Here is a 23,751-nt window from a genome sequence, read left to right as displayed (position 1 = left end):
GCGCCTGGCAGGTTACAATGGATCATAGTGACGTATTCATGGAGGCTTGCGCGCAATGACCCAGAAAAACCTCAGCGAAACCCTGTTCAAACCCCGATTTAAGCATCCCGAAACATCCACGCTGGTACGTCGATTCCAGCATGGCACTCAGCCCGCCGTACAGTCGGCGCTCGATGGCAAAAACGTTCCCCGCTGGTATCGCATGCTCAACCGCCTGATGTGGGTCTGGCGCGGCATCGATCCGCGCGAGCTGCTTGAAGTGCAGGCGCGCATCGTGATGAGCGACGCCGAACGCACCGACAGCGAGCTTTACGATACGGTGGTCGGCTATCGCGGCGGTAACTGGATCTACGAATGGGCGACGCAGGCGATGACCTGGCAGCAAAAAGCCATTCAGGAGGAGGCAGACGCGGCGAAAAGTGGTCGCTACTGGCTCCATGCCTCCAACCTTTACAGCATCGCGGCTTACCCGCATTTGAAAGGCGACGATCTCGCTGAACAGGCGCAGGCGCTGGCTAACCGGGCCTATGAAGAAGCAGCTAAACACCTGCCGGGTACGCTACGTGAACTGGAAATCCCCATCCCCGGCGGCGCGCCGCTGACCGCGTTTTTGCACATGCCCAAAGGCGACGGCCCGTTCCCCACGGTGCTGATGTGCGGTGGGCTCGACAGCCTGCAAAGCGACTATTACACCCTCTATGAGCGCTATTTTGCGCCGAAGGGGATCGCCATGCTGACGCTGGACATGCCGTCGATTGGCTTCTCTTCCAAATGGAAGCTCACCCAGGATTCAAGCCAGTTGCACCAGCACGTGCTGAAAGCGCTGCCGGGCATTCCCTGGATTGATCATACGCGCGTGGCGGCGTTTGGGTTTCGCTTTGGCGCGAACGTTGCGGTACGACTGGCGTATCTGGAATCACAGCGCCTGAAAGCCGTGGCCTGCCTGGGGCCGGTTGTACACGCTTTACTGAGCGATCCGGCGCGACAGGCTAACGTGCCGGAAATGTATCTGGACGTGCTGGCCAGCCGTCTGGGTATGCACGATGCTTCCGACGAGGCGCTGCGCGTTGAACTGAACCGCTATTCATTAAAAACGCAGGGATTACTGGGCCGCCGCTGCCCGACGCCGATGCTCTCCGGCTTCTGGAAAAACGATCCGTTCAGCCCGGAAGAAGAGTCCCGGTTGATTACTTCTTCATCTACTGAAGGCAAGCTGCTGGAGATCCCGTTTAAGCCGGTTTACCGCAACTTTGATAAGGCACTTCTGGAAATTACTGACTGGATGAATCATAAATTGCGTTAATGCGTTGCTAATTTATATTGGTTTGGTAAAACAGTTGCTTCATATAAGGAGATCGCAATGACGTTACCGAGTGGACACCCGAGAAGCAGGCTTATCAAAAAATTCACCTCGCTTGGCCCGTATATCCGGGAAGAGCAGTGTGAAGACAACCGGTTTTTCTTCGACTGCCTGGCGGTTTGCGTTAACGTAAAGCCCGCCCCTGAAAAGCGTGAGTTCTGGGGCTGGTGGATGATAATGGAAGCCCAGGAAACACGTTTCACCTACAGCTACCAGTTCGGCATGTTCGACAAAGACGGCCACTGGCAGCCTGTTGCGATCAAAGATAAAGAAGTCACCGACCGGCTTGAGCACACGCTGCGTGAATTCCACAATCGTGCGCGCGACCTGCTGGCCACGCTGGAACTTAAACTTGAACCTGCTGATGATTTCAAAAAGCAGCCGGTTAAACTTTCCGCCTGATCCCGCAAAGCATCCATAAAAAAACGCCCTTCATGAACTGAAGGGCGTTTTCTTTTATGCGTCAGTTGGGCTTAGAACTGGTAGGTCAGGCCAACCGCAACCACGTCGTCGCTGCTCAGGCCCAGCGCGTTGTCGTCGTCGATCTGGTTGATTTTGTAATCCACCATCGCAGACATGTTTTTGTTGAAGTAGTAGGTCAGGCCCACGTCGATGTATTTAACCAGGTCTTCGTCGCCGATACCGCCTTCGATGTCTTTCCCTTTCGACTGCACATAGCCCAGGGACGGACGCAGGCCGAAGTCGAACTGGTACTGCGCCACGGCTTCAAAGTTTTCCGCTTTGTTCGCAAAACCGCCGGAGATCGGGGTCATGTTATTTGCCACCGCGTACATTGCTGCGAGGTAAACATTGTCGGCATCAAATTTGATGCTGGTGCCCCAGGCTTCCGCTTTCTCGCCCTGACCGCGGGTTGACGCTTCCTGCAGATCGGTACGATCAGAGTTGGCATACGCACCGGTGATGGTTACCGGGCTGCCGCCGAAATCATACGCCAGAGAGGTGCCCCAGCCGTCGCCGTTCTGTTTGTTGGCGGCGCGCGTTCCTTCGTTTTTACCCTGGTATTGCAGGGTCAGGTCCAGACCTTCCACCGCACCGAAGAAATCGGTGTTGCGGTAAGTCGCCACGCCAGTGGTACGTTTGGTCATGAAGTTATCGGTTTTACCCAGCGAGTCACCGCCGAATTCCGGGAACATATCGGTTGCCGCCTGCACGTCGTACAGCACGCCGAGGTTACGACCGTAATCCAGTGAGCCGAAATCTTTGATTTTCACACCCGCGAACGCCAGACGGGTTTTCTGTGCATCGGTTGCGCCTTCGATTTTGTTACCGGCAAATTCTGCTTCCCAGCGGCCAAAACCGGTCACTTGATCGTTAATCTGCGTTTCGCCTTTAAAACCCAAACGGACATAGGTGGTATCGCCATCAGCGGTTGGCTCGTCGCTGAAGTAGTGCATGGCTTTCACTTTGCCGTACAGATCCAGCTTGTTGCCATTCTTGTTATAAACTTCAGCCGCCTGTACAGATGCAGAAGCAACAATGCTCATTACCACTAATGCCAGAGTACTCTTTTTCATTTTGATTCCCGATTTGAAAGTCACGCTAATATTCGCTGGGCTTATGCCCCGTGAAAAAACATGAAGGGTTTTAACGTCCGGCAATGAACGTTTTATGACAATCTCGGAATAATTTGAAAAAACTCACTTTTATTGCTACTGCAATAAATCCGTCAAAATCTGCCGCTACGCTTGCTGATCCCGCGCAACAAACTGTTCCGCTTTTTACGCTGCGGGTTGGCAAGCGCGTTGACTCCTGTTACAACGTCAGACTGATATCCATTTCCCTATTTGTTGAACGGCAGAGAATCATGAGTGACAGCCAGACGCTGGTGGTAAAACTCGGCACCAGTGTTTTAACGGGCGGATCGCGCCGCCTGAATCGCGCCCATATTGTGGAATTAGTACGCCAGTGCGCGCAGCTTCATGCTGCCGGGCACCGAATTGTGATTGTCACGTCCGGGGCCATCGCCGCCGGGCGCGAGCATTTAGGCTATCCCGAACTGCCCGCAACCATCGCCTCCAAACAACTCCTTGCCGCGGTAGGGCAGAGCCGCCTGATCCAGCTCTGGGAACAGCTTTTTTCGATCTACGGGATCCATATCGGCCAGATGCTGCTGACGCGTGCCGACATGGAAGATCGTGAGCGTTTTCTCAACGCCCGCGACACCCTGCGTGCCCTGCTGGATAACAATATCGTGCCGGTGATTAACGAGAACGATGCTGTCGCCACCGCTGAAATCAAAGTGGGCGACAACGATAATCTTTCTGCGCTGGCGGCTATTCTCGGCGGGGCCGACAAGCTGCTGCTGCTGACCGATCAGCAAGGCCTGTTCACTGCCGATCCGCGTAACAACCCGGATGCAGAACTGATTAAAGACGTTTACGGTATCGACGATGCGCTGCGCGCCATCGCGGGCGACAGCGTCTCCGGCCTCGGTACGGGCGGCATGGGCACCAAATTGCAGGCCGCCGACGTCGCCTGCCGCGCCGGGATCGACACCATCATCGCCGCAGGCAGCAAGCCTGGCGTGATTGGCGATGTGATGGCGGGCATCCCGGTTGGCACACGCTTTCACGCGCAGGCGTCCCCGCTGGAGAATCGCAAGCGCTGGATCTTTGGCGCACCGCCCGCAGGCGAACTCACCGTCGATGAAGGGGCCACCGCCGCCATCCTTGAGCGCGGTAGCTCCCTGCTGCCGAAGGGCATCAAAGAAGTCAGCGGGAATTTCTCCCGTGGTGAAGTCATCCGCATCCGCAACCTGGAAGGGCGCGACATTGCCCACGGCGTCAGCCGCTATAACAGCGATGCGCTGCGCCGTATTGCCGGCCACCATTCGCAAGAGATCGACGCTATTCTGGGATATGAATATGGCCCGGTTGCCGTCCATCGCGACGACATGATCACCCGCTAAGGAGCAGAGGTATGCTGGAACAAATGGGCATCGCTGCGAAAGCAGCGTCGTACAAACTGGCGCAGCTTTCCGCCCGCGAAAAAAATCGCGTGCTGGAAAAAATGGCCGACTATCTGGAAGCTCGCAGTGAAGAGATCCTGCTGGCGAACGAGCAGGACGTGCTGGAAGCGCGTCGCAACGGCTTAAGCGAAGCGATGCTCGACCGTCTGGCGCTGACGCCCGCACGCTTAAAAAGCATTGCCGACGATGTGCGCCAGGTGTGCAATCTCGCCGATCCGGTAGGGCAGGTGATTGATGGCGGTCTGCTCGACAGCGGCCTGCGCATCGAACGCCGCCGTGTACCGCTCGGCGTGGTGGGCGTGATTTATGAAGCGCGCCCGAACGTCACCGTCGATGTCGCCTCGCTGTGCCTGAAAACCGGCAACGCCGCCATTTTGCGCGGCGGTAAAGAAACCTGGCGCACCAATGCCGCGACCGTCAAGGTCATCCAGCAGGCGCTGGAAGAGTGCGGTCTGCCCGCCGGTGCGGTGCAGGCCATTGAAAGCCCGGATCGTGCGCTGGTGAACGAGATGCTGCGCATGGATAAATACATCGACATGCTGATCCCACGCGGCGGCGCGGGGCTGCACAAGCTGTGCCGCGAGCAGTCCACCATCCCGGTGATCACCGGTGGGATTGGCGTCTGCCATATCTACGTGGATGACACCGCAGAATTCGCCCCGGCGCTGAAGATTATCGTGAATGCCAAAACCCAGCGTCCGAGCACCTGTAACACGGTTGAAACGCTGCTGGTGAATGCGTCCATCGCGCAGACTTTCCTGCCTGCGCTCAGCCAGCAGATGGCTGACAGCGGCGTGACGTTACACGCTGATGAGGCTGCGCTGGCTCTGTTGCAAGGCGGTCCGGCATCGATTGAAGCGGTGAAAGCAGAACAGTACGACGATGAGTATTTGTCGCTGGATCTGAATGTTAAGATCGTCGCCGATCTTGATGATGCGATCGCTCACATCCGCGAGCACGGAACTCAGCACTCCGACGCGATCCTCACCCGCACGCTGCGCAACGCTAATCGCTTTGTGAATGAAGTGGATTCTTCAGCGGTATACGTGAACGCCTCCACGCGCTTCACCGACGGCGCACAGTTTGGTCTGGGCGCAGAAGTCGCCGTCAGCACGCAGAAGCTGCACGCACGCGGCCCGATGGGACTTGAAGCGCTGACCACCTACAAGTGGATCGGTTTTGGCGACGATACCATTCGTGCTTAAAAACACCGGGGTGATGCAAAAGTAGCCGTTTGATTCCCAGGGGCATTGACGCATCACCCGGTTAGTTTTAATCTTCCAACCCGTGTTCACGCTCGTGAGCACGTCCTTTTCAGGGCCGATATAGCTCAGTTGGTAGAGCAGCGCATTCGTAATGCGAAGGTCGTAGGTTCGACTCCTATTATCGGCACCACTAATCACGCGGCTCCACGCGATATTCACTAAATCTGCAAAAGCACCTTGTGCCATATTTGTGGCATTTTCCGACAGTAATGAGTCAAATCGAAAATGACCTGCCCGGAAAATCTGGCATATGCGAAGGTCCCCACGACCTATCGTAAACATCCTTAATTAGCTGATGCTTACTTCTACTGCTCGACGCTGAATGCGGGCACACGTTCGTGATGTGTATTTCGTTTTCACACACGATTAGCCAGTGCATTGAAAGGACAGGACTGGGTAAAAGAGCTGATTGATGCGCTGCCGTAGCAGGACAGAGAAAAGGCGCTGGAGCTTCTTCTGTCTGCTACAAATCGGATGTGAGTATCGGTGGCCGGGTGGCAGGGCTATGCCCGGCACAGCAATTTTTCTGTGAACACTTTTCAGTTTTTCTGAGTATTAAATATCTAAATTTCAATGGCTTAATTATTTTTAGCTTCACGGGTTCACTTAAAAAAAGTGACGAAAAATTTATTAATCCTGTCAAATCAATAAGCTGCATTCTTTGCCAGTAATTCAAATGATACAGAAACTGAAAAACGCTGAAATTCTTTTCAACTTTTTCAGTAGTACTTTTGGCCGAAGACGCTAGCACTGATGCGGTCTGGCAGGGGCCTTTGAAGAAAATTAGAACTGAAAAAATTTATCGTCATGGCGGTGTAGTGCCGTTTTTGTCCACAATATTTTTATTTTGCAGCTTTATGGCTGCGTCAATACAACGTAGCGAGGTTACACATATAAAATGAGATGTGAGATAGAGAATCTATACGTGAAGACTATGGGCATTTGATGAGCGTGCCGAGGGCCGCAAAATACCTAATCGAGATTGGAAGTTAACTATTCGCTTACATATATTTGTACTTGGATAAAAAAACAGTGTTTATTTATCCAAATATTTAAGCGTGCGAAATAAATTTTTTGTCAAAGTTTTCAGAGGTATCTTAGGATGTCACCTTTCTTTACATGATTTGCATGGAGGATGTATGAAACTTAAGACACTAAAGATAGAAAATTTTAGAGCTATTAATGGCGACGATAATGTTATTACCTTTAATGAGAATAATATAGTATTTGTTTTTGGTAAGAATAACATTGGCAAATCAAGCATATTACATGCTTATAAATATTTTACTTCACCTTCTGAAAAAGCATTGCCAACTGATTTTCATAATCATGATTTTAAAAAACCAATAATGATTGAAGCTGTATTTATAAAAGAGGAATCAGATGATAAAAGCTTTGCTGGCAAAGGGCTTGATAAATGGGTTGATCGTGACAATCAAGTAAAAATAAGAAAAGTATGGGTTAATCCAAACGAGACGGCAAAAAAAGAAACGTTTGATCCTAACACGCAACAATATATAACTGGTGGATTTGGTGGCATAGACACTATATTGACTAATGCTTGCCCTAATATAATTTATATAGAAGCGATACCAAATATCAAAGCATTAACTGCTTGGCTTGATAAGGAAATTAAAACTAGGATCATTAAAAATTTGCAGAAAAACCACCAAAAAGAATATGATGAGGCTTTTAGAGCAGTTAAAGCTCTACAAGAGAAAGTTGAAGGGGAAGATTTATTAAGTGAAATAGCCACAAAAGCAAATAGGTATTTCAATAAAACGTTTCCTGAAATGGAAATAAAGATACAGTCGGATCCATTTAAACCGATGGATCTTTGTAAAGCTTTTGAAAGTGATTTTAGTATTTCCATTGGGCCGAAATCTGACGATAATGCAGATATAGCAATTGTAGAAAAATTGCAAGTTATCAAATCTCAAATTGAGGAAATGGATAGCTCTGGGAACTATAGACAGTTTGACTTACATGGACACGCTTTGATAAGGCAAGCTATAGTAAATATATTAGGTATTTTTAGAGATACAAAGGACGGCTCTGATGGAGCTGATATTAAAAAGAATATCATTCTTTTTGAAGAACCGGAGCTTTATTTGCATCCAAGTAATAAGCGAAGGTTTCGTGAAACTTTGTACAATATAGCTTCCCAAGATAATTATCAAATTATCTGTATATCACATGACCCTCAGCTTATAGATCTTAGTAAGGAGCATACATCTCTTGTAAGATTTGTAGCTGGGGATGATGGAGCAACACATATATATCAAACCAAAGAAAATTTATTTACAAAAAGCGAAGAAGTAAAAGAAAAAGTCATGATGCTTAATAGATTTAACCCGCATATTTGCGAAAGTTTTTTTGCAGATGAGGTTATACTTGTTGAAGGTGATACAGAAGCAATTGTATTGAGAGAGTTATTAGACAGATTTTATGCTAATAAAGAGATTTTTGTTTTGAATACAGGCAGTAAAAATAATATACCTTTTTTCTTGGAAGTCCTAAGCACCTTTAAAATTAGACTTCACATTATCCATGATTCAGATGAAAGATATATTTATGAAAAAGGCGTGCGAGTGCTAAAAAAGGATAATGAAACTCCTAAAGCTAATAGTGCTTGGTCACTTAACGATACAATATGGGAATCTGTAGTAAATATATCTGATAATGGTGGTTACGCAAAACGGTATGTATCGATTAGGAATTTTGAACACGCACATAACTATCAGTATGATAAGCAAAAAGGGAAACCTTTATCTGCATATGAATTTTCTAAAACTATAGGGTTAGATGATAATCATTTGCCAATAATTGCTTTTCTGAAAGAAATTGCTTCAACGGAATCATCTGGTAATGAATTTACCCAAGACTTTCTTCATGAAAATGTACAAGAACCTTATTAATAATCTATAAAGTTAGAAAGACCCTAAGTTATGGGGTCTTTCTAGTTCTGCTTCTTCGAAAACAGTACATACAGATGAAGGATAAAAGAGAGGTAGGGGGCATTATTGGGGGCATCCATCTGTTGGTCTTGCATAAAAATAATTTTAATCAATGAGTTGGATGTTAATTCTATTCCTATTATCGCAGCAATCCAAACATTTCCTAATGTCTATCAGTACTTCAGGAATATGCATTATTTTGATGCTCAGGGGTTTAGATTCGCGCTCGCTCATACAGCGGCAAAACCTATAGTCACTCCAATTATTCAAATTACTTCTTAGCATCAGAACGTCCCTCCCTGGACCTTCTTTTACTCTACCGATAACCGCTGTTAACTTTTCGTGGCTTCAAACAGCCTTTGCCGGTCGGATTTGCTTATATTTCCCGCCAGATTATCCAGATCTTGCTGGCTGAGCGGTGGCAAATAGGGCAGCAAGAAAATCGCTGTTGATAACCGGCTGTCGCCTGTCCCGTTAAGCATATTGACGGCGTCATCCACGCTAATTTTAGCGGGCAAAACGCTGCCAAGGGCTTCTATCGTTCGATTACGAGTACTGTTCTTGGTCGGGCCCAAAAGCGTCAAAATCGAGGCGTTGTCCTGATCTTTAGCAAGGCGCGGAACCAGCAAATAAACGCCGCTGTACCACGAATCATTCATGCCTTTTAACAAGGACTCTGTATCGCTCCCCTTCAGGCCGGAAGCCAGGTGCGGTGCGACAGCTTCCAGGCCGCGTGCGCGAGAGCTATTTTGTGTACGCCCCAGCAACTGTGTGCCTTCAGCCGCTGTAAGATTCTCCGGCAACCTTGGTGAAAGGGTATAAAGCGTAGAAGTCCAGCTATCGTTAGTATTTTCGAGCAGTTTCAACGTGCCCGAAAGCGTCAGCGTATTAGCAAGCGCTGGCTGCATCGCTTCAATCGTATTGTTGCGCTGGCTGTTATTGATGGAAGTCAACAGCATACCGAAACTGTCTTCCGGCAGCGGCTGTGGCAATAAATTCACCAGCGTGCGAATGGCTCCGCTGCGGCTATCATTCATTGGCCTGAGAATTTTCTCGACAATGGCCAGGTCAAATGGTGCAACGCCTTTCGGGGCCAGACTCTCAAGTACTCGTGCACGGCTTGAAGACGATGTTGTTCCCAGTAGCGCCAGAATCTCCTCATCTTTGAGATTGTCCGGCAGCGCAGGATTTAGCGTAGTGACCGTAGAAGCCCAGCTATCACCGGTTAAGTTCAGTAATTTCAACGCATCCGTAACGGCGATGGGTTGCTCAGTGAAGGGCAGGAGATCCTCGATCAGATTGCTACGCTGGCTGTTGCTGGTGCCGCTCAGCAGAGTCAGCATTTGTCCGGCGCTGAGCTTCTGACTTTCCATTAGCGGACTTTTTTGCAATGCCTCAATGCGGTCACTCGCGCGCAGTTGTTTAGTGCTGGTCACCAGCGCGCCGATGTCACCTGGTGCGGCATCTTCTTCTGGTGCGACGGAGACGGCAGGAGCGGGCGGTGGAGTTACTGCTTTTGCTTCGCTTTGCTGCGGTTGTTCAGCAATAGTTGGAGCGGGTTTCGCGGCAGGAGGTGCAGTTTGAGGGGCCGGGGCCGACTGAACGGTCTGCGTTTGAGGTGCATCATCATGCGAGGTAAGGGTAAATACGCCAGCAATCGCTAACAGCGCCACTACACCACCGCCGATATAGACTTTGTTATTGGATTTCGGCTTCGGTGGGGGAGTCTTCTCAGTACGAGTTTGTTTTGTTTGATCGTTAGCGTCCCTGGGTTGAGGGCTTTTTGTCGGTGCTGGTTTATCGACTACGGCGGCAGGTTTCGCGCTGGATACATTCAGCTTACTGGCGGCAATCTGGCGGAGAAGCGCTTCCGTCAGGCGAGTCATGGTGCCTTCATAGTTAGCAAACAGATCGAGAAACTGGGCATTAGTCAGGCTATATTCCAGCGCATTACGTGGGACAACATCCTCGATCCTCACCGGGATCATCGGTTTGCTTTTGCCGCTGGCAATGGCCATTTCACGGGGAATTTCTTTAGAGTTATTGGCGTGATCGCTAAATAACAGCACCATCGCCGGAGCCGCCTCAAGCGCATCGACGATTGATTTCTGATAATCGGCACCAGGCTCAATGTCACGAGAGCTAATCCAGCAGGGAACGCCGCGTTTTTCCAGATCGTTAATCAGTCGATATGCCCAGTCCCGGTCACGGGAAGAGTGGCTAATAAAAATAGGTGATGACATGTCTATCTCTTTCCTGAAATCAAAATAAAGTCATAACGGCAATTTGCTGGAGCTGGTAAAGACGTACCACTTATCCCTGTCGTCCAACACTATATCAAGGAACTTCTTAACTTCTTTGCGCAGCGCGACATCATCAACCAGTAAACGCTGTTCGTTAACAACCAGTCCTTGCGCGAAGTTATCCAGCAGGAGTTTTGTCTGGTGGCATTGCTGCGCTAATTTTTCATATTCAGCAGTAGAGGCAATGCCGTGACAGCATGAACCCAGCGCGGGAAGAATGGCGGACAGGGCAGAGAGCGCGGCAGAGTGGACAAAAAAGTGCGCCAGGCAACACACCAGCGTCAGAATAAAACTCCATTTAGCAATGGCATGAAGACGATGCTGAATAAAATGATATTCGCTTTTTTTCTGTGCATTATAAGCCTGTTGCTCTGCCAGCAGTATTTGTAAACGGCGCAACATGGCTTCGGCGGAAGGAATAGCGGCAGCGAGTACGGCCTCAGGAATCTGATACTTACGGATCACATTATCTGGTTTAAGCCATACGATCGCGTCCTGATAACGTAAGATTTCACTTATAGTGCGATGCCGCTGCCAGTTGCCCCGCCAGTTCTGAAACAATACACGGCCAGAACCATTCTCTTTATTCGACATTCCGGAAACATAAATGGCGACGATCAACGCAATCGCGAGCAACTCCAGTAATACGAATATAAAGCCATAATGGTGGAGTGTTTCTTCTCTGAGCATCCCAGAAATAGGAATGACGGCGAACACCACGGCGAGGAATCCAAGGGTATAACTCAACAGAACGCCGCCACGAAATAAGCAACTATAGTGATACGACCGCTCCTCATGCCAGTTCAGATCGTGCCATTCATCTGTATAAATATCAGGGGCAGGTTCTTTACTATGATTTGTCTGTGGTTGGCTGTGTTTCTTTAAATAAGCATTATGCCGAATTGAAATCTGTTTAAGCGTAAAATGTAAAGGGTTCATTTATCCTGTACCACGTCCAAAGATATTAATTTGCGTTTAGTTGCTATTTTTCTTTTACCTAATGCCTGAAAATAACGATATTGCTCTTCGTTGACTGAGGTGGCCAGCGAACTGAAATCCTGAAAAAGTTGAGTAATTTGCGCGGTACCGCCCATCCCCTGCCCCGGTTTGCCGTTCCACGCTGAGAAAAGCACATCGGACTGGTTGGCGATATAAACACCAACGCTAAGGTATTGAAAATCACGGCCGGAAGCATCAGGTTGTACATCGCTCTCCGTGAGCCAGGGACAGCGCGGTAGAGTAAAAACTGTTTGTGCCTTTTCCAGTAGCGTTTGGAATTCCCCGATTGAACCGGGAAAATCATGTTCGTAATTTTTTTGCTCAAGGGGGAGGGGCACACTGTAAGGAATACCTAATTGTATCAGCGCCTGAGCAAAAATACGGTCTGCACCTTCCGCGAGCGGTGTTAAACCATATACCGAATTACCGCTCTCAAGTAATATCTCGCCATGGCGTAATATCCTTTGAAACAGATTATCAGGATGCGGTATGCGCCGATGACCGGTAATCCCCCAGACTGGTTTTTCCTCCGCAGACATATGATGTCCCTTGTATTAGGTAGGCTATTCCCCTGACAGATTACAGGATGCTATTGATATTACAACTGCCAAAGTCAATAGTTTTAATCTGTATTTCTGGCAAAAAAACGATACCTATGCCCGCCAGCGCCGCATCAACAATATGTTCCTAAGAATTAGACGTCAGTTGTCCGCTGACCAGAAGATGCTCGATTTCTGTGCTGAGCACAAGATTGCGGCGGATATCGAAATGATCCGTGCCGATCAAATCAATGAAGCCTACGAGCGGATGCTCAAAGGCGATGTGCACTACCGTTTTGTGATTGATAACGCCACCCTGGCGTCGTGATGTATACATGCCCGGCGGCGCAAGGTCGTCGGGCAGCAGGAAGGTCTATCAGAAGCGGTAGCCGACGCCTACGTTAAAGCCGTTAATATCGCGGGAGCCGTCGATATCCACGTTGGTGCCTTCGTAGCCGACGTTAATCGCCAGGTTTTCGGTCGGGTTAAACTGCACGCCCGCGCCCCAGGCAAACGAGGTGGAGTCTTCGGAAATGCTCTCACGCACGGTGTAGTTATCACCCGCGTTGACCCATTTGGTGTTGCCATCAGCTTTGGTATGTGCCACGCCGCCCAGCGCATACAGGGAAACAAAGTCGTTAATACGGTAAGCCGGGCCGACCATCAGTGAATAGTATTTTACTTCAACGCTATTTTTCACCGAATCAGACGCCACATAATAATGCTGATCTTCATCGCCGCTTAAATAAGTGAAAGAACCTAAAATGCTAACCGGAGATTCATATTCATAACGATATTGCAGGTTCACGCCGCGAATATTTTTAAAATTTTCAACCTTGCTTTGTGCGTAGCCCACGGTAACCGTCTGATTGTCGGCCTGCGCTGCACCGCTCATCAGGCCTGCTGCGACGAGAATTCCCACAGATATTTTTTTCATTTTTCTTAGTCCTTATTGCCACTGAATTGTGTTGATGCCAGAGATATCCTGTGCTGCCAGTGCAGCGCCTGAAATTGTTGGACTTTTTAACGGAGGGAAAAAGGGGGAATAATCCTAAAGGCCGGAATATGACGGTTATGCCCCTCCCGAAATAGGGTAGTTGCAATTGACAGTAAAATAAGGTTCAACACTTATTCTAAATTAATAACGCGCTGCAAATCCGTCAGAACGTCAATATCCTCCACGATGCCCCTGTCATATAAAGGCAAATCATGAACCTTTCCGCACAATCGCGCTTCCCGCACAATTTCCCGCGCGCCGGTGTCGCCGGAAAGCGCACATAAAGAAGAAAAATATGCGCGCCCGAATCCCACCGGGTGCCCGAATTGCTGTTGATAATGCGGCACCACGATTTGACCCTCGGTGAGCGCGGCAGCCACGCACTGTAGCGTGTCCGGCGTAATCAGCGGTAAATCGCCGGGCAGGATCAGCCAGCCTCCTGCATCGGGCGTGGCCCGCACCCCCATTGCCACCGAATCCCCCATCCCCGGCGTGCCGCCGTCGGGCCGCACCAGATGCCAGGGCAGTCCTGAAGCCTGCGCCGCCTCAATCACATGCTGCAACACCGTTTTGCCGTGCAACAGCGTGTCCAGCTTGTGGGTGGACGCGCCGCAAGCCAGAAAGCGCGCGCCCTTTCCGGCGGCAAGAATGATCGCGGTCGGGGAGGGGGTTAACATGCTTTTGTCCGCACCGCGGCCACATCAGCCAGAATCGACAGCGCCAGCGAGTGCGCATCGCGCGCTTTCGGAAAGAGGCCAATCGGCGCTTTGATCCGCGCGGTATCGCGCGCTGACCAGCCGAGTTCCGTCAGCCGTTGCACGCGCTGCTGGTGGGTACGACTGCTGCCCAGCGCACCGACGTAGAACGGCGTGGCGGCGAGCGCGGCCTGCAAAATCGGCAGCTCACGATGCAGATCGTGATACAGCAAAACCACCGCCGTATCAGCATCAATCAGCGCGAATGAGTTTCGTGCTTCCACGCCGTCGAACGTGTGCACGTCATAGCCCGCCGCCTGCGCCAGGCTTGCGGTCACCTGTGCCTCGACGGAGCGGCCATAGACCATCACCCGCACCGCAGGGCGGTAGTGCACGTCAAAATGTTCTCCCCGGCCGCTGTCTTTGCCAGGCGCAACGCTTTGCAGACGCTGCGTTGACGGGTGATAGCGCAGACAGGCCGGTTCACGCTGTTCCGTAGTATTCAGCACCGCCAGCAAAGGCTGTGCTGAGCGCAGGGCATGGATTGTTAGCGTAATGCTGCCACCGCAGGGCAGAACGATATCGAAATATGGCGATCCTTCGCCGTAGATCACCGTGCGGTCGCGCCCGGATTGCATCACTTCCAGCGCCTCGAACGCCGCTGCCGCTTCCACACAGCCGCCGGAGACAAAGCCGCAGTACTGACCATCTTCGCGCACGGCCATCTGTGCGCCGGGCAAACGCGCTGCGCCGCCGCGCACGTTGGTCAGCGTGACCAGCGCGGCGGCCATGCCAGCGCTCATCGCCTGGGCCGCAAAGCGCAAAATCGCCATGCTGTCGTCGGTCAAAAACGCCTGACGGGGCGTGACAGGCTCCGTCAGGGAAAAGGGCTGTTGCACTGTTTCACCATCCTTAAACCTGCTCTGGTAAGCCTTTCAGCAACTTATCCAGCGTCAGCGGATAATCCCGCACCCGCACGCCGGTCGCGTTAAACACCGCGTTGGCGATCGCCGCGCCGACCCCGCACAGGCCCAGTTCGCCCACGCCTTTGGCTTTCATCGGCGACGAAATGGGATCGGTGTCATCGAGGAAAATCACCGTCTGCTCAGGAATATCGGCATGTACCGGCACCTCGTAGGCCGCCAGATCGTGATTGACGAAATACCCGAGCCGGGAGTCGACGGCGAGTTCTTCCATCAGCGCCGCCCCCGCGCCCATGGTCATTGCGCCAATTACCTGGCTGCGCGCTGTTTTCGGGTTGAGTATTCGCCCGGCAGCGCACACCGCCAGCATCCGGCGAAGACGCACTTCCCCGGTCGCCACATCCACGCCCACTTCAACAAAATGCCCGGCAAAGGTGGACTGCTGGTATTTTTCGGCCAGATCGCCAAATTCAATCGAATCTTCGACGGTAATAGTGCCGTCAGCGGCGGCATCGGCGAGGCTGGCGCTGCGATCGCCTGCGCGGATCTGCCCGTCCACAAAATCGGCCTGCTGCGGATCAAAACCGAGCTTTTTCGCCACCGTTTCCCGCAGCAGCACGCAGGCGGCATACACGCCCGCCGTGGAGCTGTTCGCCCCCCATTGCCCGCCGGAACCGGAAGAAATCGGGAAGTCGGAGTCGCCGAGTCGCACCACCACCTTGTCCAGCGGCACGCCGAGCATCTCGGCGGCGGTCTGGGCGATGATGGTGTAACTGCCGGTGCCGATGTCAGTCATATCGGTATCAACGGTGACCACGCCCTGCGCGTCGAGATGCACGCGCGCGCCCGATTTGGTCGTCAGGTTATTACGAAAACCGGCCGCCACGCCCATACCGACCAGCCAGCGCCCGTCGCGCACCTGCGCGGGCGTGGCGTTGCGTTTATCCCAGCCAAATTTTTCCGCGCCCGTGCGTAAGCACTCCACCAGTTGACGGCGGGAGAACGGACGTTCGGGGTTAGCGGGATCAACCTGGGTATCGTTAAGAATGCGAAATTCCACCGGATCGACCCCGGCTTTGATCGCGATCTCATCAATGGCGATTTCCAGCGCCATCAGGCCTGGCGCTTCACCGGGCGCGCGCATGGCGTTACCTTCCGGTAGATCCAGTTCCGCCAGCCGCAGCCCGGTATGACGGTTCGCCCCGGCATACAGCAGTTCGGTTTGCTGCACCGCCGTTTCCGGCTCGCCGCCGGGCAAATTACCTGACCAGCTTTCGTGAGAAATGGCGGTGATGCGCCCGTCGTTATCGGTGCCGATGCGAATGTGCTGAAGGGTCGCCGGGCGGTGAGTGGTGTTATTAGGAATAAACGGGCGGGGCAGGGCGATTTTGACCGGCCGTTTTGCCGCCCGCGCACCGAGCGCCGCCAGCAGCGCATCGCTGCGTAAAAACAGCTTCCCGCCGAAACCGCCGCCGATGTAGGGCGACCGCACGCGGATATTCTCTTTCGGCATATTGAGCGTCAGCGCCAGATCGGTGCGGCACCAGTCGATCATCTGGTTCGATGTCCAGACGGTGAGCTTGTCGCCCTCCCAGACCGCCATCGACGCATGCGGCTCCATCGCCATGTGACTCTGATCGGGCGTGGTATAGATGGCGTCAAGCTGCACGGCGGCAGCGGCAAACGCGCTGTCAACATCACCGACATTCTTATCCGGCGTGCCTTCCGGCGGCGTGGTGACCGACGGTTTTTGCTCTGCCAGATCGTAGTCGCCGCGCTCGCGGCTGTAGTGCACCTTAACCAGCGCGGCGGCGGCACGTGCCTGTTCAAACGTCTCAGCGACCACCACGGCGATGGCCTGATGGTAATGCTCAATCTCCGGGCCGCCGAGCAGCGTGGCGGTGTTTTTCTCCCCTTTGCCCAGTTTTCCGGCGTTTTCTGCCGTCACTACGGCCAGCACGCCGGGTGCCTTGCGGGCCGCCTCCAGTTCCATGCCGGTGATCTGTCCTTTCGCAATGGCGGAACCGACCACAAAACCAATCGCCGCGTCAGGCGCTTCGTCATGCCATTCATAGGCATAGTGCGCGGTGCCGGTGGTTTTTAGCGGCCCGTCGATCCGGTCATGCGGCTGGCTGACCACCTTCTGGCGGTCGATGGGATTCTCTTGTGCAGGTTGATCGAATTTCATCACCTCAGGCCCTCGCTTCCGTCAGCACTGAGGCGAGCGTTCGCTTCGCCAGCAGCAGCTTGAATTCATTTTCATCAGTGGGATGCGCGCTGGCGAACAGCCGGGCGTAGACCGCCTGCGCGCCCTGTGGGATTTCAGCGTCGGCTTCATCCATCCGCCAGGGTTTATGCGCCACGCCGCCCAGCGCCACGCGGCCTGTGCCGTCGGACTGCACAATGGCGGCGACCGACACCAGCGCAAAGGCGTAAGAGGCCCGGTCGCGGACTTTACGGTAAATATGCGTGCCCTTAACCGGCGCAGGCAGGGTGACAGCGGTGATCAATTCGCCCGCGTTCAGCACTGTTTCCAGATGCGGGGTATTACCCGGCGCGCGGTAAAAATCCGCCAGCGGGATCGCCCGCTCGTGCCCGTCGGGGCTGACTGTTTCTACCACCGCATCGAGCACCCGCATGGCGACCGCCATATCGCTGGGATGGGTGGCGATACAGGCCTTGCTCGCACCGACCACCGCGTGCTGGCGGCTGAACCCTTCAAGTGCGGCGCAACCGCTGCCGGGAAGCCGCTTATTGCAGGGCTGATTGGTGTCGTAAAAATAGGGGCAGCGGGTGCGCTGAAGCAGATTTCCGGCGGTGGTCGCCTGATTGCGTAGCTGACCGGACGCGCCCGCCAGCAGCGCGCGTGAGAGCACGGCATAGTCGCGGCGTACCCGCTCGTCTGCAGCCAGATCGGTGTTACGCACCAGCGCGCCGATACGCAAACCGCCTTCCGGCGTCGGTTCGATTTTATCGAGGCCGAGGCCGTTGACGTCGATTAAGTGGGTGGGGGTCTCGATTTCCAGTTTCATTAAATCGAGCAGGTTGGTGCCACCGGCAATAAATTTTGCGCCCGGCGTGCGCTGGGCGTGGGTGGCCGCTTCCGCAGCCGTGGTCACGCGTTCCCAGGTAAAGGCTTTCATGATGGCGTGCTCCCGGCGACATCTTCGATCGCGGCCAAAATATTGGAGTAAGCGCCGCAGCGGCAGATATTGCCGCTCATTCGCTCGCGAATTTCATCCGGGGTCATCGACGGTGGGGAAACCAGATCCAGCGTGACGTGGCTGGGAATACCCGCCTCGATCTCTTTGAGCATCGCCACGGACGAGCAGATCTGCCCCGGCGTGCAGTAGCCGCACTGGTAGCCGTCATGCTTCACAAAGGCGGTCTGCATCGGGTGCATATTCTCCGGCGTGCCCAGCCCTTCAATGGTGGTAATGTCCACGTTCTGCTGCATCACCGCCAGCGTCAGGCAGGAGTTGATCCGCCGCCCGTCCACCATCACGGTACACGCGCCACACTGCCCGTGGTCGCAGCCTTTTTTGGTGCCGGTAAGATGCAGTCGATCGCGCAGTGCATCCAGCAACGTGGTGCGCGTGTCCACCTCCAGCTCGTGCGCCTCGCCATTCACTTTCAGTGTAATGCGGGTCATTTCCGGCGGGGGCGTGGTACCTGCTTTTCCCGCTTCTTCGCCATGGTTGCTCATGCCAGGCCTCCAGTATTTCAAAGGTGAAAATCAAAAGTGTCGTGACCGCTTTAACTGCCTGCGGTTTTTTTTACCTGCCATTAAGCATAGTCGGCGCACGCGTTGGGATTAGTCCTGAAACCTGAATACGGGAATAAGCGTGAGGGATGAATAGAAAATCAGGAGGCAGCAGGGGGGCGGCGCGTTAAGTTGAGAGGAGTTAAAACGTATAAAATTATGTATACTAAAATGCACATTTAAACATGTTGAGGTGAGTTTTATGGAACGTATTTTGGCGGAAAAATCGATAAACATTACTGAGTTGCGAAAGAACCCAGCGAAATATTTTATTGATGAACCCGTAGCCGTGCTCTCCAATAACAGACCTGCGGGTTATATGGTGAGCGCAAAAGTATTCGAAGAATTAATCGACTTGTTGGGTGAAAAGCTCAACGCCACTCATAGCGCAGCAAAGTTCCGTCCCAACAGCCGCCGTCTGGATGAGATTGCGCAAAAAGGACATGAGTTGCTTGCCAATGCATCTGATAAAGACCTGAACGAGTTCACGGAATGAGCATAAGGATTTTTAAATCGGCCTTGATCCGCCAACAGCTTAGCGCACAAGAACTTGCGTGGCTGGAGGCGGATTTTTTGTCTTATAAGGAAGACGGAATATTACCTGACACATTTGGCAGAGACGCGCTTTATGATGATGCGTTTACCTGGCCGCTGGTTAAAGCGGAGCAGGTTGCGCATATTCATTTAGCAGAGGGGGGATCGCCTTTTCCTGCCTATTTACGTCAATTCAAAAGAACCAGCGATCGGGCACATCTGGTCTATTGCCAGGGCGCAACGCATGACAATACTTATCTGCTCATCATTATTTTAAAACCGGATGCTCATAAAAAAGCGCGTGATAATAATACGATGCATAAGATAGGCCTCATGGCAGAAGCATTCAGAATGAAATATTAACCCCCGACGTCTGGTCCTCCGGGGGATACACATTGAGTTCTGCAGGAGACAGCCCCATACGCGCATTACTTCAGCTTCATTGCCGCGTCCCATACCGCGTGTGTCATGCCTGCGTCGCCTGGGTCTTTTTTGATCACCGGCGTATCGCCGCCGCTGTGGAGCAGCACGTCGATGGTCTGGCGATAGGCCGCTGGTTCCAGATAACCCATTTTGGGCGTGTTGGCGTTGGTGATTAACTTCGCCACGTTTTCCATCTGCCGGGTCTGCGCCTCTTCCGTGGCTGAACCGGAGGCATCTTCCGCCACCACGATTTTTGCCGCTTCTTGCGGATGCTGCACCGCGTAATCCCAGCCCTTCAGCGAGGCTTTGACGAATTTCGCCATCTTCGCCACAAACGCCGGATTCTGAAGGTCCGGCCCGCGCACGTACAGACCATCTTCCAGCGTGGAAACACCCTGATCGTCATACGGGAAGCTAATCAGATCGGACTCTTTCAGCCCGGCATCCAGCAGTTGCCCGTATTCGTTGTAGTTCATCGTCGAGATGCAGGCCGCCTGATCCTGGAGCAGCGGATCGACGTTAAAGCCCTGCTTGAGAATGGTGATGTCCTTGCCCGGTTTCAGTCCCAGCTTGTTCATCCAGTTAAAGAACGGGTACTCATTGCCGCCGTACCAGACGCCAAGGGTTTTGCCTTTAAAATCAGCGGGCGTTTTGATGCCGCTCGATTTTTTACAGGTCAGCATCATGCCGGAGCGGTTATACACCTGCGCGATATTGACCAGCGGGACGCCCGCTTCGCGCGAGGCCAGCGAATCCGGCAGCCAGTTGACGATCACGTCCGCCGATTTCCCGGCAATCACCTGCACCGGCGAGATATCCGTGCCGCCGGGTTTGATGGTCACATCCAGCCCTTCCTGCTCGTAAAACCCTTTTTCCTGCGCCACGTAGTAGCCCGCGAACTGCGACTGCGGCAGCCATTTTAGCTGCACCGTCACTTTCTCGGCGGCCTGCGTCTGAAAGCTCATCGCCACGGACAGGGCCGTCAGCCATAACCCACACTGAAAAGCGGAACGTTTTATCATCAAAAACCCCTCAGGTTAAACTGCATGCTGGTGTTTGTGTTTCTACTTTTCTGCGGCAGTGCCACGCACGGTGGGATGCCAGAAATTGACGCGCCGATCGAGCCGGACCAGCATCGCATACATCAATGAACCGGCGACCGAGGCCACGACAATCGCTGACCACACCACCGGCATATGCATCCGCGCCGACTCGGTGGAGATGCGAAAACCCAGTCCGGCGGTCGGTGAGCCAAAAAACTCCGCCACAATCGCGGTGATCAGCGACAGCGTGGCATTGACCTTCAGGGCGCTAAAAATAAACGGCATCGCCACCGGCAGACGTAGCGCCCGCAGGCGCTGGCGGGGCGTGGCGGCGTAGCAATACATCAGTTCCTGCTCCAGTTTGCCGCTCGCTTTCAGACCCGCCAGCGTGCTGACCAGCGCCGGGAAAAAGGTCACCAGCACTACCACGGCGGCTTTTGACGGCCAGTCAAAGCCGAACCACATCACCGCAATGGGCGCGACGCCGACCAGCGGCACCGTGCTGGTGAGATTCGCCAGCGGCAGCAGCCCGCGCTGCAAAAACGGCAGGCGGTCGATCATCAGGGCGACGGCAATGCCCAGCCCACTGCCGAGCAGATAGCCGACAAGCGCCGATTTAATCACCGTCTGGAGGATATCGCCCGCCAGCAGGTCGGCGCTCTCCACCAGCGCCGCGACGATGGCGAGCGGAGCAGGCAGGATCACCTGCGGCACGTCAAATCCACTGACCAGCATCTGCCAGAACCCGAGCATCCACAGGCCGAATAGCGCGGCGACAGCGCTGGCGCTGACCGGGGCACGGGCAAGCCGCTGCACGCTGACCACCGCCAGCATCGCCAGCGCACCGAGCATCAGCCCGTGCAGCGGCAGCAAAGCCTGCCACAGCGCACCCGCCGCGAGCGTTAACGCGAACAGAAGCGCCCGGCCAGGTGAGAGCACCGCGGAGCAGGCGCTCAGGGCGCACAGGATCAGCAGGAGATTCAGACCCAATTGCGCCAGCGGCACCGGACTTTGCCCGGCGAGCTGGATCAGGGAAAGCATCAATAACAGCAGCGCGCCCAGCAGCGGCAGGGTGCCTGGAATAACGGTTTTCATCGTGCCTCCTTCCGGTTATGCATGATCAGGCGTTCAGCCAGTATCACCAGGCTGGTGAGCGCCAGCCCCAGCAGTGAGGCCATCACCAGCGCCGACCAGATCTGAATGGTGTTGCCGTAGTAGGAGCCGGTCAGCAGCCTTGCCCCCAGGCCCGCCTGCGCCCCGGTAGGCAGTTCGGCAACCATGGTGCCGACCAGACCGCTGGCAATCGCCACGCGAAAGGCGGGGAACAGATAGGGTAGCGCGGAGGGAAGGCGCACCATCCAGAAGGTATGAATGCGGCTGGCGGCCCAGGTGTGCACCAGTTCCATCTCCATTTTTTGCGGCGAACGCAGGCCCTGCACGGTGGCGAGGGTGACCGGGAAAAAGCACAGGTACATGGCGATGGTGGCTTTGGGCAACAGGCCGGTAATGCCGAGGCTGCCGAGAATAATCAGCACAATCGGGGCAATCGCCAGCACCGGAATGGTCTGCGAGGCGACAATCCACGGCAACAGCGCTTTATCCAGCGTGCGCGAATGCACAATGCCGATCGCCAGCAACACGCCGAGCAGCACGCCCATGGCAAAGCCGGTCAGCGCGGCGCTGGCGGTGACCCAGGTGTGCAGCAGCAGGTTACGCGGCGAGTCCACAGGCCATCCGGTCACGCTGTTCCAGATGTCCATCACCAGTTGATGCGGCGCGGGCAGCAGCGGTCGTTTAGCATTAAGCGTGGCGGCAAGCAGATCGCCTGCATCCCATGCGCCGCGCGGCGTCAGCACCCGCTCGATCGTCCCCGGCGCGTTCAGGGCTACCGCCAGCGCGTACCAGAAGATCAGGGCTAACAGCAGCATTACGCCGACGGGAAAAATCTGCTGATGGACACGGGTATCAGTGGTCATGGTGCCCCTCCACCAGCGCCTCGCGCACCTCCTGCGCCAGATGCAGGAAGGCGGGCGTGTCACGGATCGCCAGATCGCGCTCGGCTGGCAGCGGCGAGTCAATCACCTTAACGATGCGCCCCGGACGCGGCGACATAATGACGATTTTGCTCGACAGGTAGACCGCTTCAGAAATGGAGTGCGTCACAAACACCATGGTGCGCTGTTCGTGATACCAGAGTTGCTGCAACTGCTGATTGAGGTTGTCGCGGGTGAGCTCATCCAGCGCGCCGAACGGCTCATCCATCATCACGATTTTCGGTTCAAAGCCGAGCGCGCGGGCGATTGAGACGCGCTGCTGCATCCCGCCGGAAAGCTGCCAGGGGTATTTTTTCTCAAACCCTTTCAGGCCGACGCGGGCGAGTTGCTCCAGCGCAATCTCTTTACGGCGCTCAGGCGGGACGTTTTTAACCTCCAGCGGCAGCATCACGTTCGCCAGCACCGTGCGCCAGGGCAGCAGCACCGGGGCCTGAAAAACGTAGCCATACGCTCCGGAAAGGCGCGCTTCGGACGGCGTCATCTCATTGACCAGCAACTCACCTGAGGTGACCGGTTCCAGATCGGCAATTGCCCGTAATAAAGTCGTTTTGCCGCAGCCGGAGGGCCCGATAAAAGAGACAAATTCACCCTGATGGATCGTGAGGTTAATATCACTTAAAGCATGAACGGGCCGATCGGCTGCCGGATAAATAATATTCACATCACTGACCTTAATAACCGGACGCGTGGTGGCAGTTATTGGTTTTAACGGCACGACCTCTGCTTCCTGGGCATACATAATCTGGCTCATCATCCTGCTCCTGGTGACTAACGGGCTGGTTTTCTTTCTTCTATGCCATTTCTGTGCCAGGCGTGAAATGCGTTTAGGAATAATGATAATTCGCAACAATTCGCTGTCGGATTTGCTATTTTGATATCCAAATTAGTGCAGGTTTTTAATCAGAGT

The 23,751-nt window shown here is 53.7% G+C and carries 21 protein-coding genes, 1 tRNA gene and 1 pseudogene; 9 read left to right on the top strand and 14 right to left on the bottom strand.

Features of this window, described 5'->3' with window-relative positions; all coding sequences use genetic code 11:
• Positions 1-55 precede the first annotated feature (55 nt).
• The gene (gene frsA / locus BM373_RS08875; protein ID WP_090461047.1) at positions 56-1,303 is read left to right on the top strand and encodes an esterase FrsA; all 1,248 of its coding nucleotides are present in this window, start codon (positions 56-58) and stop codon (positions 1,301-1,303) included.
• Positions 1,304-1,360: 57 nt separating this feature from the next.
• A complete protein-coding gene (crl, locus tag BM373_RS08870) occupies positions 1,361-1,762 on the top strand; it encodes a sigma factor-binding protein Crl (protein ID WP_090461046.1) in 402 nt (133 codons plus the stop codon).
• 71 nt (positions 1,763-1,833) lie between these two features.
• On the opposite strand, the gene phoE is transcribed toward crl, so the two are convergent.
• Positions 1,834-2,895: a phosphoporin PhoE gene (phoE, locus tag BM373_RS08865; protein ID WP_090461045.1), complete on the bottom strand. Its 1,062-nt coding sequence runs from the start codon at positions 2,893-2,895 to the stop codon at positions 1,834-1,836.
• Positions 2,896-3,185: 290 nt separating this feature from the next.
• Between phoE and proB the strand changes: the two genes are divergently transcribed.
• From proB to BM373_RS08845, 4 genes are all read left to right on the top strand, one after another.
• The gene (gene proB / locus BM373_RS08860; protein WP_090461044.1) at positions 3,186-4,289 is read left to right on the top strand and encodes a glutamate 5-kinase; all 1,104 of its coding nucleotides are present in this window, start codon (positions 3,186-3,188) and stop codon (positions 4,287-4,289) included.
• Positions 4,290-4,300: 11 nt separating this feature from the next.
• Positions 4,301-5,554 (top strand): glutamate-5-semialdehyde dehydrogenase, encoded by a 1,254-nt coding sequence (proA, locus tag BM373_RS08855; RefSeq protein ID WP_090461043.1) that lies wholly within the window; start codon positions 4,301-4,303, stop codon positions 5,552-5,554.
• A gap of 114 nt (positions 5,555-5,668) precedes the next feature.
• Positions 5,669-5,744 (top strand) — tRNA-Thr (locus BM373_RS08850).
• Between the two features lie 1,009 nt (positions 5,745-6,753).
• Positions 6,754-8,532, top strand: coding sequence for an ATP-dependent nuclease (locus BM373_RS08845; protein WP_090461042.1), 1,779 nt, complete (start codon positions 6,754-6,756; stop codon positions 8,530-8,532).
• Positions 8,533-8,903: 371 nt separating this feature from the next.
• Here the strand turns inward: BM373_RS08845 and BM373_RS08840 are convergent, their stop codons facing one another.
• Genes BM373_RS08840 through BM373_RS08830 form a run of 3 tightly spaced genes read right to left on the bottom strand, consistent with a single transcriptional unit; the run spans position 8,904 to position 12,412 of the window.
• Positions 8,904-10,814, bottom strand: a complete 1,911-nt coding sequence (locus BM373_RS08840; RefSeq protein WP_090461041.1) for a toll/interleukin-1 receptor domain-containing protein — start codon at positions 10,812-10,814, stop codon at positions 8,904-8,906.
• 30 nt (positions 10,815-10,844) lie between these two features.
• Complete coding sequence (locus tag BM373_RS08835; RefSeq protein WP_090461040.1) at positions 10,845-11,813, bottom strand: hypothetical protein; 969 nt, start codon at positions 11,811-11,813, stop codon at positions 10,845-10,847.
• Positions 11,810-12,412: a hypothetical protein gene (locus tag BM373_RS08830; protein ID WP_090461039.1), complete on the bottom strand. Its 603-nt coding sequence runs from the start codon at positions 12,410-12,412 to the stop codon at positions 11,810-11,812. The genes BM373_RS08835 and BM373_RS08830 overlap by 4 nt, the downstream gene beginning before the upstream one ends.
• 178 nt (positions 12,413-12,590) lie before the next feature.
• Between BM373_RS08830 and BM373_RS21435 the strand changes: the two are divergent.
• Positions 12,591-12,740: pseudogene (locus BM373_RS21435) on the top strand (NAD(P)-dependent alcohol dehydrogenase); the annotation flags it as partial.
• A gap of 48 nt (positions 12,741-12,788) precedes the next feature.
• Here BM373_RS21435 and BM373_RS08825 read toward each other — a convergent pair.
• From BM373_RS08825 to paoA, 6 genes are all read right to left on the bottom strand, one after another.
• On the bottom strand, positions 12,789-13,349 hold the full coding sequence (locus BM373_RS08825) for an Ail/Lom family outer membrane beta-barrel protein (protein WP_090461038.1): 561 nt from the start codon (positions 13,347-13,349) through the stop codon (positions 12,789-12,791).
• Between the two features lie 191 nt (positions 13,350-13,540).
• A complete protein-coding gene (locus tag BM373_RS08820; protein ID WP_090461037.1) occupies positions 13,541-14,086 on the bottom strand; it encodes a nucleotidyltransferase family protein in 546 nt (181 codons plus the stop codon).
• On the bottom strand, positions 14,080-15,003 hold the full coding sequence (locus BM373_RS08815) for an XdhC family protein (RefSeq protein WP_256214609.1): 924 nt from the start codon (positions 15,001-15,003) through the stop codon (positions 14,080-14,082). Before BM373_RS08815 ends, BM373_RS08820 begins: the two co-directional genes overlap by 7 nt.
• Positions 15,004-15,016: 13 nt before the next feature.
• Positions 15,017-17,215 carry an aldehyde oxidoreductase molybdenum-binding subunit PaoC gene (gene paoC, locus BM373_RS08810; RefSeq protein ID WP_090461036.1) on the bottom strand — a complete coding sequence of 733 codons (2,199 nt, stop codon included), beginning with the start codon at positions 17,213-17,215 and terminating at the stop codon, positions 15,017-15,019.
• A 4-nt stretch (positions 17,216-17,219) separates the two neighbouring features.
• Entirely contained in the window at positions 17,220-18,170 is a 951-nt protein-coding gene (locus tag BM373_RS08805; protein WP_090461035.1) for an FAD binding domain-containing protein, read from the bottom strand.
• Entirely contained in the window at positions 18,167-18,733 is a 567-nt protein-coding gene (paoA, locus tag BM373_RS08800) for an aldehyde dehydrogenase iron-sulfur subunit PaoA (protein ID WP_090461034.1), read from the bottom strand. Before paoA ends, BM373_RS08805 begins: the two co-directional genes overlap by 4 nt.
• Before the next feature lie 259 nt (positions 18,734-18,992).
• Between paoA and yafN the strand changes: the two genes are divergently transcribed.
• Complete coding sequence (gene yafN, locus BM373_RS08795; RefSeq protein WP_090461033.1) at positions 18,993-19,286, top strand: type I toxin-antitoxin system antitoxin YafN; 294 nt, start codon at positions 18,993-18,995, stop codon at positions 19,284-19,286.
• 2 nt (positions 19,287-19,288) lie between these two features.
• Positions 19,289-19,687 (top strand): type II toxin-antitoxin system YafO family toxin, encoded by a 399-nt coding sequence (locus tag BM373_RS08790; protein WP_177220136.1) that lies wholly within the window; start codon positions 19,289-19,291, stop codon positions 19,685-19,687.
• Between the two features lie 65 nt (positions 19,688-19,752).
• On the opposite strand, the gene BM373_RS08785 is transcribed toward BM373_RS08790, so the two are convergent.
• The 4 genes from BM373_RS08785 to BM373_RS08770 are packed head-to-tail and all read right to left on the bottom strand — an operon-like array spanning position 19,753 to position 23,598.
• Positions 19,753-20,769, bottom strand: a complete 1,017-nt coding sequence (locus BM373_RS08785; RefSeq protein ID WP_090461031.1) for an ABC transporter substrate-binding protein — start codon at positions 20,767-20,769, stop codon at positions 19,753-19,755.
• Between the two features lie 42 nt (positions 20,770-20,811).
• Complete coding sequence (locus BM373_RS08780; protein WP_090461030.1) at positions 20,812-21,885, bottom strand: ABC transporter permease; 1,074 nt, start codon at positions 21,883-21,885, stop codon at positions 20,812-20,814.
• Entirely contained in the window at positions 21,882-22,766 is an 885-nt protein-coding gene (locus BM373_RS08775) for an ABC transporter permease (protein WP_090461029.1), read from the bottom strand. The genes BM373_RS08780 and BM373_RS08775 overlap by 4 nt, the downstream gene beginning before the upstream one ends.
• A complete protein-coding gene (locus tag BM373_RS08770; protein WP_256214607.1) occupies positions 22,756-23,598 on the bottom strand; it encodes an ABC transporter ATP-binding protein in 843 nt (280 codons plus the stop codon). The genes BM373_RS08775 and BM373_RS08770 overlap by 11 nt, the downstream gene beginning before the upstream one ends.
• Between the last annotated feature and the right edge of the window lie 153 nt (positions 23,599-23,751).

Origin of the sequence: Enterobacter sp. kpr-6 (genome assembly GCF_900116015.1) — a bacterium.
Lineage (GTDB): Bacteria > Pseudomonadota > Gammaproteobacteria > Enterobacterales > Enterobacteriaceae > Enterobacter_D.
This window is presented reverse-complemented; position numbering and strand designations above follow the sequence as displayed.

Coding starts and splice junctions, on each gene's coding strand:
- BM373_RS08830 (WP_090461039.1), bottom strand. CDS start 12,412: ATGTCTGCGGAGGAAAAACCAGTCTGGGGGATTACCGGTCATCGGCGC.
- paoC (WP_090461036.1), bottom strand. CDS start 17,215: ATGAAATTCGATCAACCTGCACAAGAGAATCCCATCGACCGCCAGAAG.
- proB (WP_090461044.1), top strand. CDS start 3,186: ATGAGTGACAGCCAGACGCTGGTGGTAAAACTCGGCACCAGTGTTTTA.
- yafN (WP_090461033.1), top strand. CDS start 18,993: ATGGAACGTATTTTGGCGGAAAAATCGATAAACATTACTGAGTTGCGA.
- phoE (WP_090461045.1), bottom strand. CDS start 2,895: ATGAAAAAGAGTACTCTGGCATTAGTGGTAATGAGCATTGTTGCTTCT.
- BM373_RS08805 (WP_090461035.1), bottom strand. CDS start 18,170: ATGAAAGCCTTTACCTGGGAACGCGTGACCACGGCTGCGGAAGCGGCC.
- crl (WP_090461046.1), top strand. CDS start 1,361: ATGACGTTACCGAGTGGACACCCGAGAAGCAGGCTTATCAAAAAATTC.
- BM373_RS08785 (WP_090461031.1), bottom strand. CDS start 20,769: ATGATAAAACGTTCCGCTTTTCAGTGTGGGTTATGGCTGACGGCCCTG.
- BM373_RS08780 (WP_090461030.1), bottom strand. CDS start 21,885: ATGAAAACCGTTATTCCAGGCACCCTGCCGCTGCTGGGCGCGCTGCTG.
- BM373_RS08845 (WP_090461042.1), top strand. CDS start 6,754: ATGAAACTTAAGACACTAAAGATAGAAAATTTTAGAGCTATTAATGGC.
- BM373_RS08835 (WP_090461040.1), bottom strand. CDS start 11,813: ATGAACCCTTTACATTTTACGCTTAAACAGATTTCAATTCGGCATAAT.
- paoA (WP_090461034.1), bottom strand. CDS start 18,733: ATGAGCAACCATGGCGAAGAAGCGGGAAAAGCAGGTACCACGCCCCCG.
- BM373_RS08770 (WP_256214607.1), bottom strand. CDS start 23,598: ATGATGAGCCAGATTATGTATGCCCAGGAAGCAGAGGTCGTGCCGTTA.
- proA (WP_090461043.1), top strand. CDS start 4,301: ATGCTGGAACAAATGGGCATCGCTGCGAAAGCAGCGTCGTACAAACTG.
- BM373_RS08775 (WP_090461029.1), bottom strand. CDS start 22,766: ATGACCACTGATACCCGTGTCCATCAGCAGATTTTTCCCGTCGGCGTA.
- BM373_RS08820 (WP_090461037.1), bottom strand. CDS start 14,086: ATGTTAACCCCCTCCCCGACCGCGATCATTCTTGCCGCCGGAAAGGGC.
- BM373_RS08840 (WP_090461041.1), bottom strand. CDS start 10,814: ATGTCATCACCTATTTTTATTAGCCACTCTTCCCGTGACCGGGACTGG.
- frsA (WP_090461047.1), top strand. CDS start 56: ATGACCCAGAAAAACCTCAGCGAAACCCTGTTCAAACCCCGATTTAAG.
- BM373_RS08825 (WP_090461038.1), bottom strand. CDS start 13,349: ATGAAAAAAATATCTGTGGGAATTCTCGTCGCAGCAGGCCTGATGAGC.